Origin of the sequence: Pseudomonas sp. PDM27, assembly GCF_019219205.1 — a bacterium.
GTDB classification, from domain to species: domain Bacteria; phylum Pseudomonadota; class Gammaproteobacteria; order Pseudomonadales; family Pseudomonadaceae; genus Aquipseudomonas; species Aquipseudomonas laurylsulfatiphila.
On sequence record NZ_JAHUWF010000005.1, the window covers coordinates 23,784 to 38,839 of the forward strand.

The 15,056-nt window shown below is 62.3% G+C and carries 12 protein-coding genes and 1 pseudogene; 9 read left to right on the plus strand and 4 right to left on the minus strand.

The window, feature by feature from the left end; all coding sequences use genetic code 11:
- Positions 1-13 precede the first annotated feature (13 nt).
- Together KW838_RS12360 and cueR are read left to right on the plus strand one after the other, a co-directional pair.
- Positions 14-2,407 (plus strand): heavy metal translocating P-type ATPase, encoded by a 2,394-nt coding sequence (locus KW838_RS12360; protein WP_218501217.1) that lies wholly within the window; start codon positions 14-16, stop codon positions 2,405-2,407.
- Positions 2,404-2,811 carry a Cu(I)-responsive transcriptional regulator gene (gene cueR / locus KW838_RS12365; protein WP_116582417.1) on the plus strand — a complete coding sequence of 136 codons (408 nt, stop codon included), beginning with the start codon at positions 2,404-2,406 and terminating at the stop codon, positions 2,809-2,811. The genes KW838_RS12360 and cueR overlap by 4 nt, the downstream gene beginning before the upstream one ends.
- A 126-nt stretch (positions 2,812-2,937) precedes the next feature.
- Here cueR and KW838_RS12370 read toward each other — a convergent pair whose 3' ends face one another.
- Complete coding sequence (locus tag KW838_RS12370) at positions 2,938-3,831, minus strand: PA4780 family RIO1-like protein kinase (RefSeq protein ID WP_102702250.1); 894 nt, start codon at positions 3,829-3,831, stop codon at positions 2,938-2,940.
- A 446-nt stretch (positions 3,832-4,277) separates the two neighbouring features.
- Here KW838_RS12370 and KW838_RS29885 point away from each other — a divergent pair.
- Positions 4,278-5,366 (plus strand): annotated as a pseudogene (locus KW838_RS29885) (cache domain-containing protein); the annotation flags it as partial.
- A gap of 129 nt (positions 5,367-5,495) precedes the next feature.
- On the plus strand, positions 5,496-6,224 hold the full coding sequence (locus tag KW838_RS29890; RefSeq protein ID WP_371317838.1) for a methyl-accepting chemotaxis protein: 729 nt from the start codon (positions 5,496-5,498) through the stop codon (positions 6,222-6,224).
- Between the two features lie 124 nt (positions 6,225-6,348).
- Here the strand turns inward: KW838_RS29890 and KW838_RS12380 are convergent, their stop codons facing one another.
- A complete protein-coding gene (locus KW838_RS12380; RefSeq protein ID WP_104451466.1) occupies positions 6,349-7,626 on the minus strand; it encodes an acetyl-CoA C-acetyltransferase in 1,278 nt (425 codons plus the stop codon).
- A 221-nt stretch (positions 7,627-7,847) separates the two neighbouring features.
- Here KW838_RS12380 and KW838_RS12385 point away from each other — a divergent pair, with 221 nt between their 5' ends.
- Complete coding sequence (locus KW838_RS12385) at positions 7,848-9,200, plus strand: 3-oxoacyl-ACP reductase (protein WP_218501218.1); 1,353 nt, start codon at positions 7,848-7,850, stop codon at positions 9,198-9,200.
- A gap of 2 nt (positions 9,201-9,202) precedes the next feature.
- Positions 9,203-10,057 carry a MaoC/PaaZ C-terminal domain-containing protein gene (locus KW838_RS12390; protein WP_218501219.1) on the plus strand — a complete coding sequence of 285 codons (855 nt, stop codon included), beginning with the start codon at positions 9,203-9,205 and terminating at the stop codon, positions 10,055-10,057.
- Between the two features lie 451 nt (positions 10,058-10,508).
- Here KW838_RS12390 and KW838_RS12395 read toward each other — a convergent pair whose 3' ends face one another.
- Entirely contained in the window at positions 10,509-10,922 is a 414-nt protein-coding gene (locus tag KW838_RS12395) for a response regulator (RefSeq protein ID WP_007980910.1), read from the minus strand.
- 75 nt (positions 10,923-10,997) lie between these two features.
- Positions 10,998-11,195, minus strand: a complete 198-nt coding sequence (locus KW838_RS12400) for a Flp family type IVb pilin (protein WP_218501220.1) — start codon at positions 11,193-11,195, stop codon at positions 10,998-11,000.
- 322 nt (positions 11,196-11,517) lie between these two features.
- Here KW838_RS12400 and cpaB point away from each other — a divergent pair, with 322 nt between their 5' ends.
- The 3 genes from cpaB (at position 11,518) to KW838_RS12415 (ending at position 15,049) form a co-directional block, all read left to right on the plus strand.
- The gene (cpaB, locus tag KW838_RS12405) at positions 11,518-12,462 is read left to right on the plus strand and encodes a Flp pilus assembly protein CpaB (RefSeq protein ID WP_218501221.1); all 945 of its coding nucleotides are present in this window, start codon (positions 11,518-11,520) and stop codon (positions 12,460-12,462) included.
- 119 nt (positions 12,463-12,581) lie between these two features.
- Complete coding sequence (locus KW838_RS12410) at positions 12,582-13,772, plus strand: pilus assembly protein (RefSeq protein ID WP_102702721.1); 1,191 nt, start codon at positions 12,582-12,584, stop codon at positions 13,770-13,772.
- Positions 13,769-15,049 carry a CpaF family protein gene (locus KW838_RS12415; protein ID WP_102702720.1) on the plus strand — a complete coding sequence of 427 codons (1,281 nt, stop codon included), beginning with the start codon at positions 13,769-13,771 and terminating at the stop codon, positions 15,047-15,049. Before KW838_RS12410 ends, KW838_RS12415 begins: the two co-directional genes overlap by 4 nt.
- The last annotated feature ends 7 nt before the right edge of the window (positions 15,050-15,056 follow it).

Genomic DNA, 15,056 nt, shown 5'->3' on the forward strand with positions numbered 1-15,056 from the left:
GGGAGTGCGACCGATGTCCGAATCCACCACGTTCGACCTGCCGATTGCCGGCATGACCTGCGCCAGTTGCGCCGGGCGTGTCGAGCGCGCCTTGAGCAAAGTCATTGGCGCCAGTGCCGTCAGCGTCAACCTCGCCACTGAACAGGCTCGGGTCCAGGCACCCAGCGACAGCCTGCCGGCCCTGATGGATGCCGTGGCCAAGGCCGGCTACAGCGTGCCGCAGCAAAGCCTGGAGCTGAGCATCGACGGCATGACCTGCGCGTCCTGCGTTGGTCGGGTCGAGCGGGCGCTGGGCAAGGTGGCCGGCGTGAAAAGCGTCAGCGTCAACCTGGCCAATGAACGCGCCCACCTTGAACTGCTCGGCCAGGTCGATCCGCAAACCCTGATCGCGGCCGTGACCAAGGCCGGTTACGCCGCCAGCGTATGGGAAGCCGAACACCCGCCGGCCGACAATCAGCAACAGCGCCTGCATCGCGAACGCCTGGCCTTGATCATGGCCATCGCCCTCGCCTTGCCGCTGGTCTTGCCGATGCTGCTGCAACCGTTCGGCGTGCACTGGATGCTCCCGGCCTGGGCGCAATTCGCCTTGGCCACGCCGGTGCAATTCATTTTCGGTGCACGGTTTTACATCGCTGCCTGGAAAGCCGTACGCGCCGGGGCCGGCAACATGGATTTGCTGGTGGCCCTGGGCACCAGCGCCGGTTATGGCTTGAGTGTGTATGAATGGGCCACCGCCACCGGGCGCATGCCGCACCTGTATTTCGAAGCCTCGGCGGTGGTGATTGCCCTGGTATTGCTGGGCAAGTACCTGGAAAGCCGCGCCAAGCGCCAGACCGCCAGCGCCATCCGCGCCCTCGAGGCCTTGCGCCCGGAACGGGCGATTCAGGTGCTCGATGGCCGCGAGCAGGAAGTCGCCATCAGCGCCCTGCGCCTCAATGACCTGGTGATGGTCAAACCCGGAGAGCGCTTCCCGGTCGATGGCGAAGTGATAGAAGGCCAGAGCCACGCCGACGAAGCCCTGATCAGTGGCGAGAGCCTGCCGGTGCCCAAACAGCCCGGCGACAAAGTCACTGGCGGCGCGATCAACGGTGAAGGCCGGTTGCTGGTGCGTACCCAGGCCCTCGGTGCGGAAACCGTACTGGCCCGGATCATCCGCCTGGTGGAAGACGCCCAGGCCGCAAAGGCGCCGATCCAGAAACTGGTGGATAAAGTCAGCCAGGTATTCGTACCCACCGTGCTGGTGATTGCCTTGGCGACTTTGATCGGGTGGCTGCTGTATGGCGCGCCGATGGAAACCGCGCTGATCAACGCCGTGGCGGTGCTGGTGATCGCCTGCCCTTGCGCACTGGGCCTGGCGACGCCGACGGCGATCATGGCCGGCACCGGTGTGGCGGCACGCTACGGGATTCTGATCAAGGACGCCGAAGCCCTGGAGCGTGCCCATGAGGTCTGCGCGGTGGTATTCGACAAGACCGGCACCCTGACCTCAGGCGCCCCGCGCATTGCTCATCTGAGTGCCATCGACGGCAATGAAGCGAGCCTGCTGCAACGGGCCGGCGCCCTGCAACGCGGCAGTGAGCATCCGCTGGCCAAGGCTGTTCTGGATGCCTGCGCCGAACGCCGCTTGAAGGTGGCCGACGTCAGCGACAGCCAGTCCCTGACCGGCCGCGGCATTGCCGGCACACTGGAGGGGCGTCGCCTGGCCCTGGGCAACCGTCGCCTGCTGGAGGACAGCGGCTTGAGCGCCGGACTGTTGGCTGACTCGGCGATCGCGTGGGAACAAGAAGGCCGGACCTTGTCCTGGCTGATCGAACAATCCCCCGATCCCCAGGTGCTGGGCCTGTTCGCCTTCGGTGACACCCTCAAGCCAGGCGCGCTGCAAGCGGTGCAGCAACTGAGCGCACGGAACATCAGCAGCCACCTGCTGACGGGCGATAATCGCGGTAGTGCCAAGGTGGTGGCCGAGGCGCTGGGCATCCAGGACGTGCATGCCGAAGTGCTGCCGGCGGACAAAGCCGCGACGGTCGCCGCACTGAAAGAAACCGGCGTGGTGGCGATGGTCGGCGACGGCATCAATGACGCCCCGGCACTGGCCGCCGCCGACATCGGCATCGCCATGGGTGGCGGCACCGACGTCGCCATGCACGCGGCCGGCATCACCCTGATGCGTGGCGATCCGCGGCTGGTACCGGCCGCATTGGAGATCAGTCGCAAGACCTACGCCAAGATTAGGCAGAACCTGTTCTGGGCCTTTGTCTACAACCTGATCGGCATTCCGCTGGCGGTGTTTGGCTTCCTCAATCCAGTGCTGGCCGGTGCAGCCATGGCGTTGTCGAGCGTCAGCGTGGTGAGCAATGCGCTACTGTTGAAAACCTGGAAACCCAAGGATCTGGAGGACAACCGATGAACATCGGCCAAGCGGCCCGCCACAGCGGCCTGAGCGCAAAGATGATCCGTTATTACGAATCCATCGGCCTGCTCAAGGCGGCCCATCGCACCGACAGCGGTTATCGGGTGTATGGCGATGACGACCTGCACACGCTGGCGTTCATCAAGCGCTCGCGGGACCTGGGGTTTTCCCTGGAGGAAGTCGGCAAGTTGCTGACCCTCTGGCAAGACCGCCAGCGCGCCAGCGCCGATGTGAAGGCTTTGGCCCGTCAGCATATCGATGAGCTGAACCGGAAGATCCGTGAACTGGGGCAGTTGCGCGATACGTTGCAGGATCTGGTTGAGCACTGCCATGGCGATCATCGGCCGGACTGCCCGATTCTCAAGAACCTGGAATCCGGCTGCTGCACTCCCACCCTGTAGGAGCTGCCGAAGGCTGCGATCTTTTGATCTTGTTTTTTTAGAAGCAAGATCAAGAGATCGCAGCCTGCGGCAGCTCCTACAGAGGGCATAAAAAACCCGGCCGAAGCCGGGTTTTTCTTTAGCCGATCACTGCATCCACGGTGGAGGCGGTTCTTCGGTCTTGCCCGGCGGTGCATCGTCCGCCGCGCGTGCCGCTTGCTTGCGCTCTTCATCCAGGCGCGCAGCCTCGATTTCGCGCATGATGCCGCCCACGTCGGCCAGATCTTCCGATTCGGCGAACTCGCCGGTCAGGACGCTGGCCGGGTGCAAGGTGCCGGCCTCGTACAAGGCCCACATTTCCTTGGCGTACTTGGTCTTCTTCAATTCCGGCGCAAACCGCCCGAAGTAGGAGGCCATGTTGCCCACGTCGCGCTCCAGCATGCTGAACGCGTGGTTGTTGCCCGCCGCATCCACCGCTTGAGGCAGGTCGATGATCACCGGGCCGGTCGGCGTCAGCAGCACGTTGAACTCGGACAGGTCGCCGTGCACCAGACCGGTACACAGCATCAGCACGATCTGCGAAATCAGGAACGCGTGATATTCCCGTGCCTGGTCCGGTTCCAGCACCACATCGTTCAGGCGCGGCGCGGCATCACCGTACTCGTCGGCCACCAGCTCCATGAGCAGCACGCCTTCAAGGAAGTCGAACGGCTTGGGCACCCGCACACCGGCATTGGCCAGACGGAACAGTGCCGCCACTTCAGCGTTCTGCCAGGCGTCTTCGGTTTCCTTGCGGCCAAACTTGGAGCCCTTGGCCATCGCCCGGGCCTGACGGCTGTTGCGCACCTTGCGGCCTTCCTGATACTCGGCCGCCTGACGGAAACTGCGTTTATTCGCCTCCTTGTAGACTTTCGCGCAACGTAACTGGTTACCGCAGCGCACCACGTAAACAGCTGCTTCTTTACCACTCATGAGTGGGCGCAGCACCTCGTCGACCAGACCGTCCTCGATCAGGGGTTCAATGCGTTTTGGAGTCTTCATCAGCTTTTATTGTGGGTCCTTTATTACCAAACACGCGAAAGTCATTCGTTATACGGCAATCCACTCACGGGGGGGAGGGGTTGCCGACTTATGAACATTGAACAAGCACACAATGTGCCGATTTCAACGGGTAAAACCGACGACCGCCACAGGTCGCTCCGGATCATAGCCGAGCCTGCGTCACTTGTTGTGCAAGGACATTGAGGGCAATTGCGACAGAAGCTGACACCACTTCTGAATCCTTCCGTAGGATTTTTCCCAACAGGCCTCAATTTCCTCCGACAACAGCCGAAGTCCTTAGTGACAAAGTGATTTGTCCGACAATCGCTGCCACAACAAAAGCGATGCCGCACTCAAGGACCCGGGTTGACCAAGAACGATTACGGCTGCCAATAAACCGCGAGTCATCTGCACTGCGTGGGCCTACAAGAAAATCTGGAGCGCGGATGAACATCAAACAGAAGTTGACCTGGGCGTTTGCAATCATCGCCTGCCTGCCCGTGGTGCTGGTCGCCACCCTCGTTGTGCTGAACCTGCGCAGTGATGCCAGAGACGAATTTATCGACGGCAGTGCCCGAGAGATTCGTCAGGTCAGCAACGCCATGCAATTGTTCTTTGACGGCATCAGCCAGAACGTCGATTACCTGGCCAAGCAGCCGCTGATCCGAAACTCCGACGACAGCCTCAAGACTTACATGGCTGCCAACGCCGAGAGCGTTCCCCAGGGCGAGATGGACAAGAAAGTCTTCACCCTGCTCCAGGACCTGGGCAACAGCCACCCGTCCTACGCCTATGCCATCCTCGGCACGGCTGCGGGCGGCTACGTGTCGTGGCCGGATGATCCGAAGCTGAACAACTACGACCCGCGCCAGCGTCCCTGGTACAAGGCCGCCCAAGCCAAACCGGGCAAGCCGTTCCGCACCGAGGCCTACTACTGGGCCCAGGACGACGCGACCTACGTCAGCACCGTGCGCACCATCGACAACAAGCTGGGCACCAACGGCGGCGTGGTCAGCATCGACGTGACGCTCAAGCAGCTCACCGAAATCGTCAAACAGATCAAGCTCGGTGAAACCGGCTACCTGATGCTGCTGGAAAACACCGGCACGGTCCTGGTGGATCCGAAACAACCGGAACACAACTTCAAACCGCTGAACAGCCTGGGCGAGGGCTACGCGCAACTGGCCAAGGCCGGCAAGGGCCTGGTGGAAGTGGAGTTGAACGGCGAGCGCTACATGGCCAACGTCTGGCCGTCGGAGCAACTGGGCTGGACCTTCATCGGCCTGATCAAACAGAACGACGTGATGAGCTCCGCGACCCAGTTGACCTGGTTGATCGCCATCATCGCCGCCGTCCTGGCCGTCATCTTCGCCATCGTCGGCGCCAGTTTTGCCAGCCTCATCGTGCGTCCGATCCGCAGTGTGGCCAGCGGTCTGGAAGGCATCGCCCAGGGCGAAGGCGACCTGACCCAGAACCTGCAAATCCGTGGCAACGACGAAACCGCGCAACTGGCCAACTGGTTCAACCAGTTCCTGACCGCGATTCGCAACCTGATCCAGAACATCGGCGGCGCAGCGGGCAAGATCCTCGCCACGTCCAAGAGTTCGACCCAGGTCTCCAGCGACATGGCCGAAGCCGCCGGACGCCAGCGTGAAGCGGTGGACATGGTGTCCACGGCGTTCCACGAAATGGTCGCCACCGCCAACGAAGTCGCGCGCTCTTGCAGCCAGGCGGCGGAATCCGCCGACAGTGGCCAGCGCCAGGCGCGCGAAGGTCAGCAACAGATCGATGCAGCGGTGAACAGCGTGGATCGCCTGAGCCAGGAAATCGAACAGTCGGCCCAGTCGATGCAACAACTGGAGCGCGACAGCAACGACATTCAGTCGATCCTGGGGACCATCCGTTCGATCGCCGAACAGACCAACCTGTTGGCCCTGAACGCCGCGATCGAAGCGGCACGGGCCGGTGAACAGGGACGCGGCTTTGCCGTGGTGGCCGACGAAGTGCGGGCCCTGGCCAAGCGCACGGCCGACTCCACGGCGGAAATCGACGGGCTGCTGGGCAACCTGGCCAAACGCACCAGCCAGGTGACCCAACAGATGCACGCCAGCCTGGAAGTGTCCCAGCAATCGGTGACGCGCATCGGTGAGGCGCGCAACAGCTTCGGGCAGATTCGCGAGTCGGTGGACGTGATCCGCGACATGAACACCCAGATCGCCACGGCGGCGGAACAACAGCATCAAGTGGCCGAAGACATCAACCGGCACATCAGCCAGATCCATGGCGATGCGCAACTGGTGGCGGAACTGGCCAACTCGGCACGCCTGGACTCCCAGAGCCTGGCCGGGCTGTCGAACGAGCTGGACGGGCTGGTGCGCAGGTTCCGTACCTGATCAGCCGGCACACCCCCAAACCCTGTGGGAGCGAGCTTGCTCGCGATGGCGGTATATCAGGCAACATAGATGTTGAAGCTGATGGCCTCATCGCGAGCAAGCTCGCTCCCACAGTTGTTTTAACTCAGCGTTCGATGATCGCGGTCACCCCCTGCCCGCCCGCCGCACAAATCGAAATCAGTCCCCGCCCCTTGCCCGCCGCATCCAGCAACTTCGCCAGGTTGGCAACGATGCGCCCACCGGTGGCGGCAAACGGATGCCCCGCCGCCAATGAACTGCCCTTGACGTTGAGCCGACTGCGGTCAATCGAGCCCAACGGTGCATCGAGCCCGAGACGGGTTTTGCAGTACTGCGGATCCTCCCAGGCCTTCAATGTGCACAGCACTTGCGCGGCGAAGGCTTCGTGGATTTCGTAGTAGTCGAAGTCCTGCAGGGTCAGGCCATTGCGCGCGAGCAAGCGCGGCACGGCGTAGACCGGCGCCATCAACAACCCTTCGGCACCGTTGACGAAATCCACCGCCGCCGCCTCGCCGTCACGCCAGTAGGCAAGAATCGGCAACCCTCGCGCCTTCGCCCATTCCTCGCTGCCCAGCAGCACCAGTGACGCCCCATCGGTCAGCGGCGTGGAGTTGCCTGCCGTCAGGGTGCCCTTGGCGCTTTTCTCGTAGGCCGGCTTGAGTGCGGCGAGCTTTTCCAGGGTCGAATCCGGGCGCAAGTTGTTGTCGCGGGTGAGTCCCAGGAACGGCGTCATCAGATCGTTGTGCCAGCCTTCGGCGTAGGACGCCGCCAGCTTCTGATGGCTCTCAAGCGCCAATTGATCCTGGGCTTCGCGCGGGATGTTCCAGGTCTGGGCCATCAGTTCGCAATGCTGCCCCATAGACAACCCGGTGCGCGGCTCACCGTTGCGCGGGAACTCGGGGATCAGATGTTTGGGGCGCAATTGCAGGAAGGTTTTCAGTTTGTCGCCGGTGGTTTTCGCGCGGTTGGCTTGCAGGAGGATTTTGCGCAGCCCTTCGCTGACGCTGATCGGTGCATCCGAGGTGGTGTCCACGCCACCGGCGATGCCGCAGTCGATCTGGCCCAGGGCAATCTTGTTCGCCACCAGCAACGCCGCTTCCAGCCCGGTGCCGCACGCCTGCTGGATGTCGTAGGCCGGGGTGGCGGGCGACAACCGCGAGCCGAGTACGCACTCGCGTGTGAGGTTCATGTCCCGCGCCAACTTGAGCACGGCGCCAGCGACCACTTCGCCGATGCGCTGGCCATGCAGGTTGTAGCGCTCGATCAGGCCTTCGAGGGCAGCGGTGAGCATCACCTGGTTACTGGCCGTGGCGTAGGGGCCGTTGGAGCGGGCGAAAGGAATCCGGTTACCGCCGATGATCGCGACGCGGCGCAGCTGGGTCATATAAAGCCTCTGCAAAATTTTAAATGTGAGCAAGGTCCCCTGTGGGAGCGAGCTTGCTCGCGATGGCGGTCTGTCAGTCAAATTTTGTATGCCTGATAAACCGCCATCGCGAGCAAGCTCGCTCCTACAATGTAACCAAGCGTAGGCCTTATCTCGTGGATCGAACGACTGATCGCCATTCATGGTCCACACTTTGAACCCCAGCTTTCGGAGCGCGTTCCATGTCTGACCGCTATATCGACTTCGCCAATTCGTCCATCGGCCATCGCCTGGTCGGTGCCCTGGGGTTGCCGACACCGACTCGACTGGAGCGCTGGCAGGCAGGCCGGCTGCGGCCCGTGGAAGGTGCGCTGCTGATCGGCGGCGGGCCGTTGGCGGAACAGGTCAGTGCCTTCGCCAACCGCCTGACCGACGCGATCTACAGCTACGGCACCGAGCCTTCGATGGCCACGGCCTGGATTCCCGGCCACGGACCGAAACTCAAGGCTGTGGTGTTCGACGCCAGTGACCTGTTGCACACCGATCAGCTCAAGCAACTGCGCGAGTTCTTCCAGCCGCTGATGAAAAACCTCGATCACTGCGCGCACCTGGTGATTCTCGGACGCGATCCGCACACCCTGCGTGACCCGTTCGCCGCCAGTGCGCAGCGTGCCTTGGAGGGATTCAGCCGTTCCCTGGCCAAGGAATTGCGCAGCGGTGGCACCCTGCAGTTGATCTACGTCGGCGAAGGGGCCGAGGCGCAACTGGAAGGCCCGCTGCGGTTTTTCCTCTCGCCGAAAAGCGCCTTCGTGTCCGGGCAGGTCATTCGCCTGAATCCGTGCTCGACACCCGTCAGCGACTGGACGCGCCCGCTCGCCGGGCGCAAGGCACTGGTTACCGGCGCAGCACGCGGCATTGGCGCCGCCATCGCCGAAACCCTGGCCCGTGACGGTGCCGACGTCATCCTGCTCGACGTGCCTGCGGCCAAAACCGATCTCGACGCCCTCGCCGCACGCCTCGGCGGGCGCAGCATCAGCCTCGACATCTGCGCCGAAGACGCCGCCGCGCAGTTGATCGAACAATTGCCCGACGGCCTCGACATCGTGGTGCACAACGCCGGCATCACCCGCGATAAAACCCTGGCCAACATGACCCCGGACTTTTGGGACGCCGTACTGACCGTCAACCTCAACGCACCGCAAGTGCTGACCAAAGCCCTGCTCGATAGCGGCGCCCTGCACGACAACGCCCGGGTGATTCTGCTGGCCTCCATTAGCGGTATCGCCGGCAATCGCGGGCAAACCAACTACGCCGCGAGCAAGGCCGGGCTCATAGGCCTGGCGCAAGCCTGGGCGCCGCTGCTCACCGAACGCGGCATCAGCATCAACGCCGTGGCACCGGGATTCATCGAAACGCAAATGACCGCGCACATCCCCTTCGGCCTGCGCGAAGCCGGACGGCGCATGAGCTCCCTCGGCCAGGGCGGCCTGCCACAGGACGTCGCCGAAGCCGTGGCCTGGCTCGCGCAACCGGGCACCGGCGCATTCACCGGGCAAGCGTTGCGCGTCTGCGGGCAAAGCGTTCTGGGGGCTTGAGGATGATCACCGACTGGCACACTCTCAACCGCGAACCGAGCCTCCCGGGGTTGTACGCACGAGCGGCGACACGGCGAAAAATCACTGGCACCACCCTGCCCGATTCGGGTTTGCGCTGCTGGGTCGACGTCGATCCCAAACGCCTGGCGGCCTATCGAAAGGTCTGTGGTTTCGCCGACAACGGCCTGCTGCCGCCGACCTATCCGCATATCCTCGGCTTTGCCTTGCAGATGCAATTGCTCACAGCCAGGGACTTCCCGTTCCCGCTGCTGGGCCTGATTCACCTGAGCAATCGAATTCGCCTGCTACGCCCCATGGGCGGGGTAAGTCGGGCGCGTGTCAGCGTGCAGGTGCAGAACCTGCAACCCCACGCCAAAGGCGCGACGTTCGATTTGCTGACCACCCTTGACGATCAACTGGGGCCGTTGTGGGAGGCACAAAGCCGGATGCTCTGCCGCGGCGTCAAACTCGAGGGCGAACCGCTTGAGGAGAACCTGGTAACGAGTCTGGACATGAACGAAGTCGAACACTGGAAAGCACCCTCGGACATCGGCCGGCAATACGCCAAGGTGTCCGGCGACTACAACCCGATCCACCTGAGCGCGGCCAGCGCCCGACTCTTCGGCTTCCCGACCGCCATCGCCCACGGCCTGTGGAACAAGGCGCGCACACTGGCGGCACTGGCCGGGCACCTGCCTGTGGCGAACGTCGAGATCGCGGTGCAGTTCAAGAAGCCGGTACGGTTGCCCAGTGAGGTGGCGTTGCTGGCCAGCGAGCCAGGGGCGAGCGGGGAGTTTGAGTTGGTGGGTGTCGGAGAGCTGGAGCACATGGTCGGGCATTGGCGGCCGGTGGCCTGATAAGCTTGCTCCTACCTTTGATTTTGACAATGTCGAAAGGGTGGAAGATCAAGATCAAAAGATCGCAGCCTTCGGCAGCTCCTACATTGACCGGGTAAACCGCGAATATCGCGGACGGACAAAAATCCCTGTAGGAGCTGCCGCAGGCTGCGATCTTTTGATTTTGTTTTTTAAGAGCGGAAGATCAAGATCAAAAGATCGCAGCCTGCGGCAGCTCCTACAGGCCGAGCGTTAGCTCGCCTGCCGCTTTTGATCTTGATCCACCCGCCCCCTCGGCAGGCTGAGCGGAGGTGATGAATACCGCAGCGAAGGAACCCCGAGCCTCAGCGAGGGGCCGTACGTTCGGGGCGAGTGTTTTTTGCTTCCTTTTTTAGGCGCTTGTAAAAAAGGGAGTCGCCGTAAGGGCGAAACCATAAGCCGCCGTTACCTAAATAACGGATATGTACTCAACTCACCCCTTAACCAAATAAACCTGCGGCAACGGAAACAGATTATTCAACGTCTCCAACAACCGCACGTGATAAATCGGCTTGCGAAAAAGATCCAGCACCTGCAAGCGCAACATATCACTGACATCATCCATACCCGCATGCCCCGACATCACAATCACCGGCAAATGCTCACGAGACGTATGCTCGCGCAACCGCCTGATCAACGACATGCCACTCTCCTCCGGCATGCGCAAATCAGTGATCACCAAAGCGATATCGGGATGCCGGGTCAGATGCTGCAGCGCAAGTTTGACCGAAGTGGCGGTAAAACAATTGAACCCCTCACCCTCCAGCAACTCCGCCAACTCAAGCAATGCGTCCTCTTCGTCATCCACCAGAAGCAGCTGTTGGCGTGGCTGTGCGTGAGCGTTCATGAGGTGACACCTGCAAGGGACGAAGCGCTGACGTTAGAAACCCTGTGAAGCAACCGCAAATTGTCGGCTTCCTTGTCACAGCGCCGCTTGAATAGTGTTGAACGTGGCCGTGATGGCGTTCTGGACACCCGGGCTGAAACCGGCGAGCACCACTGCGACCATGGCCGCAATGATCGCGTACTCGATACCGGACGCACCCTCGGTATCCTTGGCCAGGCCCTTGTAAAAAGCGATCCCGGATTTGACCTTCTCAACAAGCTTGGAAAAAGACATGAGATTTCTCCTGGACGACGACGGGTGTTGCACGGACGCAACATGATTCCCCAGTGCCAGCACCAGCATTGTCGGCATTCCCTGGCCCAACAACTGTAAATACGCATTAACACTAAAGTATTAACCGTTTCGTTGACGTCAAAAACAGGTCGTTTTATCGCAACTTTGCACTTTCGTTAGATATTTTCCCCGCGCTAATGGCATTTTGCTCTACCTGCGCTACGGTCAAATAGCGAAATAGTTCCATGTTCATAGCTGCCTGATTGCGAAGTTGTCTCGTTGGACTTGACGGGGTTTGCGCAGCAGGAAAGGGAGAGCCTTCATGAACAGCCGTGTCACTCTGGGCCTCGCCGGATTGTTTCTGGTCGGCGCCATCATTACCGGTTACTGGGGGCTCACATTGAGTCGCCAACCGGCTCCCGAGGCCGTAGCCCAATCCACCGTCAATGCACCGCCGGCCATCGCACAAGCGCCCGTGTCGGTAAATGACCCGACCCGCCATCCCGTGGTCGTGCTGGTCAACGATGTCGCGCCCTATACGCCGATCACCGCCGCCGATGTCGTGCTGGAACAGTTGCACACCGCTCCGGCCGGCAGCCTCACCAGCCTCGACCAGGCGATTGGCCGCACCCCTTGGCGCGCCCTCACCGCCGGCAGCTGGCTCAACGACGAAAGCTTCGAAGCCGGCAGCAAGCTGTCGCGGATGATCCGCCCCAATGAACGCGCCCTGGCGGTCGCCACGGACGAAGTGGTCATTGTCGGCGGGCAACTGACCCCGGGCGACTATGTCGATGTGCTGCTGTTCCTGCGCATGGACACCCTCAATCCTCAGCCAACGGCCCAACTCGTGGTGCCGGCCTTGCGGGTGCTCGGGGTCGGCGAGCAGTTGGGGTTGACCAACGACGGCCAGCCTTCCAGCCCGGCGCGCAACGCCGAGGAAAAACTCAAACAGGATCAATCGCGCGCCGCGGCCCGCACCGTGTTGCTCGCCGTTCCTGAACAACTGGTGAGCCGCCTGATGCTCGCGACCCAGGCCGGCGTGCTGCGCCTGGCCGTGCGCAGCGCCGATGAGAAACGCCTGGCGCGCTACTGGGCCGGCGAAAGCAACTCTGCCGCCAACCTGGCCAATGCCAACCGCGAGTTGTTGCAATTCAGCCAGTTGGCCATGACCGGGCCACCCAAACCTGTCACCCACTCTGTCGCCGCCCCGCGCAAGCAGAGCGTGGAAGTCATTCGCGGTATCGAGATCACCCAACAAACACCCTGAGTCGAGCAAGGATGCCTTTCCATGCGCAGACCTCTTACGCCATTGTTCAACGGCTTGATCCGGGCCACTTTGCCCGGCGGCCTGTCGGCAAGTGCGATATCACGTAGCGAGTTATCGCAATGAGCCAGAACCTGAGTCAAACCTTCCTCGCGATCACGCGCAACAGCACCGACCTGGAATGGCTGCAAGGTGCCCTTGCGCCCTTGGGCCAGGTGGTCAGCGCCGGTGGCGGCAGCCTTGACGAACTGTTGGCACTGGTGGACGTGACCTGCGCCAGCCTGGTGTTCATCGGCCTGGACCGCGACCACGTGGTCACCCAAAGCGCGCTGATCGAAGGCGCGCTGGAAGCCAAGCCGATGCTGGCGATCGTCGCGCTGGGCGACGGCATGGACAACCAGCTTGTACTCAATGCGATGCGCGCCGGGGCCAGGGATTTCGTGGCCTATGGTTCACGCTCAAGTGAAGTCGCGGGGCTGGTGCGACGCCTGAGCAAACGCCTGCCCGCTGTCGCGCCGAACACGCACCTGGGCCGCCTGACCGTGCTGTATGGCGTGCAGAGCAGCGCCGACGGCGCGTTGTTGGCCACGCACATGGCGCAAGTGGTGCAAAAAAGCGGACAGCACACGCTGCTGCTGGACCTTGGACTGCCCCGGGGCGATAGCCTGGCGCTGCTGGGCCTTGAAAGCTCGTTTCATTTCGGCGATGCATTGCGCCATTTGCGACGCCTGGACGCGACGCTGATCGACAGCGCCTTCACCAGTTGCGAGGCCGGGCTGCGCATCCTCGCCTACGCCAATGGCGATGAACCGCTGGAGCACACCAGTGCCGCCGAGCTGTACATGTTGCTCAGCGCCCTGCGCCAACACTTCCAGCACATCGTGGTAAACCTCACGGGCCAACCCGACAGCGAAGCGCTGCGCACCTTCGTCAGCCATTGCGACAAACTGCTGTGGTACACCGATCAGAACGTGCTCGACTGCCGCCGCAACCTCACGGTGCTCAACTTTTGGCGCGAAAAAGGCATGAAGCTCGATCACGCCAAACTGCTCGTGGACCGCTACCTGCGCAACGTCGCACCGGACTCCGACACCCTGGGCAAGACGTTCGGCCTGGAGATCATCGCCACCCTCGCCTACAGCCCGGAAGTGCGGCTCAACGCCAAGAACCAGGGCCTGAGCTTGTTCGAACTGGCCCCGCGCGAGGGCCTCACCCAGAGCCTGCGCGCACTCGGCGAGCGCCTGGCCAGGCACTCCGAAGGCCTGGTCAAACCCAAGACCGGCTGGTTCAACCGCTTGAGGGGCGCACAATGAGCAGTGAAAAACTCTTCGGCTCCCCCCATCGCGGCGCGGTCGGCAATACCGACCACGAAGGCCTGAAACTGGTGCTGCACCGCTACATCATCGACGCTATCGAAGAGTCGGGGAAAAACCTGCTGGAGGGCACGCGCCAGGCGCTGTCGCAATTCGTGATCGACAAGGTGGCCGAGTACATCGCGCGCTTGCACCTGGCGATTTCCCGCTATGAAATGGAGCGTCTGGCCGAGGAGATCGTCGACGAACTCACCGGTTTCGGCCCGTTGGAAGTACTGCTGCGCGACCCGGCGGTGACCGAGATCCTGGTCAACGGTCCACACCGGGTATTTGTCGAACGCGAAGGCTTGCTGCATCTGAGCGACTTGCGCTTTATCGATTCGCACCACGTCGAACGTGTCATGCAACGGATTCTCGCGCCCCTGGGCCGACGGCTCGACGAGTCGTCGCCCATGGTCGACGCGCGCCTGCCGGACGGCAGCCGGGTCAACGCCATCATTCCGCCGATAGCCCTCGATGGCCCGTGCCTGTCGATCCGTAAATTCCGCCAGGACATGCTCAAAAGCTCCGACCTGGTGGCGATGCAAACCATCGATCACGCGATCTTCGAATTCATTCAGGAAGCCGTGGGCAAACGCTGCAACATCCTGATCAGCGGCGGTACCGGCACCGGCAAGACCACGCTGCTGAACATTCTCAGCCAGTTGATCAACCCTCAGGAACGCCTGGTCACCATCGAAGACGTCGCCGAACTGCAACTGGGCCACCCTCACGTCGTGCGCCTGGAAACCCGTCCACCGAATGCCGAAGGTCATGGCGAAGTAAAAGCCAGCGACCTGATCCGCAACGCCCTGCGGATGCGACCGGACCGGATCATCCTCGGCGAGATTCGCGGCGTCGAAGTGGTCGATGTGTTGACCGCGATGAACACCGGCCACGACGGCTCGATGAGTACCGTACACGCCAACAACGCCCAGGATGCGCTGCTGCGCCTGGAGACCCTGGTGGGCCTGACCGGCCGCAGCATCGCCGAGCGCACTTTGCGGCAAATGATCTGCGCGGCGCTCGACGTGGTCATCCAGCTCACGCGCCTGCCCGACGGCCGCCGCTGTGTCAGTGAAGTGGTGGAAGTCGTCGGTGTGCGCGACGACGTGTATGTCACCAACACGCTGTTCCGTTTCGACCGCCACACCGGATTCGGTTTTCTGCGCGAGGCCGTGAACCCGGCTGGCGACAAATTGCGCCGGGACTCGGCGCTGTCTCCCTCGGCGTACTGAGGTCACG

Bases quoted from the DNA above. Each gene is read 5' to 3' on its own strand.
- KW838_RS12360 (WP_218501217.1), top strand. From the start codon at position 14: ATGTCCGAATCCACCACGTTCGACCTGCCGATTGCCGGCATGACCTGC.
- cueR (WP_116582417.1), top strand. From the start codon at position 2,404: ATGAACATCGGCCAAGCGGCCCGCCACAGCGGCCTGAGCGCAAAGATG.
- KW838_RS12370 (WP_102702250.1), bottom strand. From the start codon at position 3,831: ATGAAGACTCCAAAACGCATTGAACCCCTGATCGAGGACGGTCTGGTC.
- KW838_RS29890 (WP_371317838.1), top strand. From the start codon at position 5,496: ATGGTGTCCACGGCGTTCCACGAAATGGTCGCCACCGCCAACGAAGTC.
- KW838_RS12380 (WP_104451466.1), bottom strand. From the start codon at position 7,626: ATGACCCAGCTGCGCCGCGTCGCGATCATCGGCGGTAACCGGATTCCT.
- KW838_RS12385 (WP_218501218.1), top strand. From the start codon at position 7,848: ATGTCTGACCGCTATATCGACTTCGCCAATTCGTCCATCGGCCATCGC.
- KW838_RS12390 (WP_218501219.1), top strand. From the start codon at position 9,203: ATGATCACCGACTGGCACACTCTCAACCGCGAACCGAGCCTCCCGGGG.
- KW838_RS12395 (WP_007980910.1), bottom strand. From the start codon at position 10,922: ATGAACGCTCACGCACAGCCACGCCAACAGCTGCTTCTGGTGGATGAC.
- KW838_RS12400 (WP_218501220.1), bottom strand. From the start codon at position 11,195: ATGTCTTTTTCCAAGCTTGTTGAGAAGGTCAAATCCGGGATCGCTTTT.
- cpaB (WP_218501221.1), top strand. From the start codon at position 11,518: ATGAACAGCCGTGTCACTCTGGGCCTCGCCGGATTGTTTCTGGTCGGC.
- KW838_RS12410 (WP_102702721.1), top strand. From the start codon at position 12,582: ATGAGCCAGAACCTGAGTCAAACCTTCCTCGCGATCACGCGCAACAGC.
- KW838_RS12415 (WP_102702720.1), top strand. From the start codon at position 13,769: ATGAGCAGTGAAAAACTCTTCGGCTCCCCCCATCGCGGCGCGGTCGGC.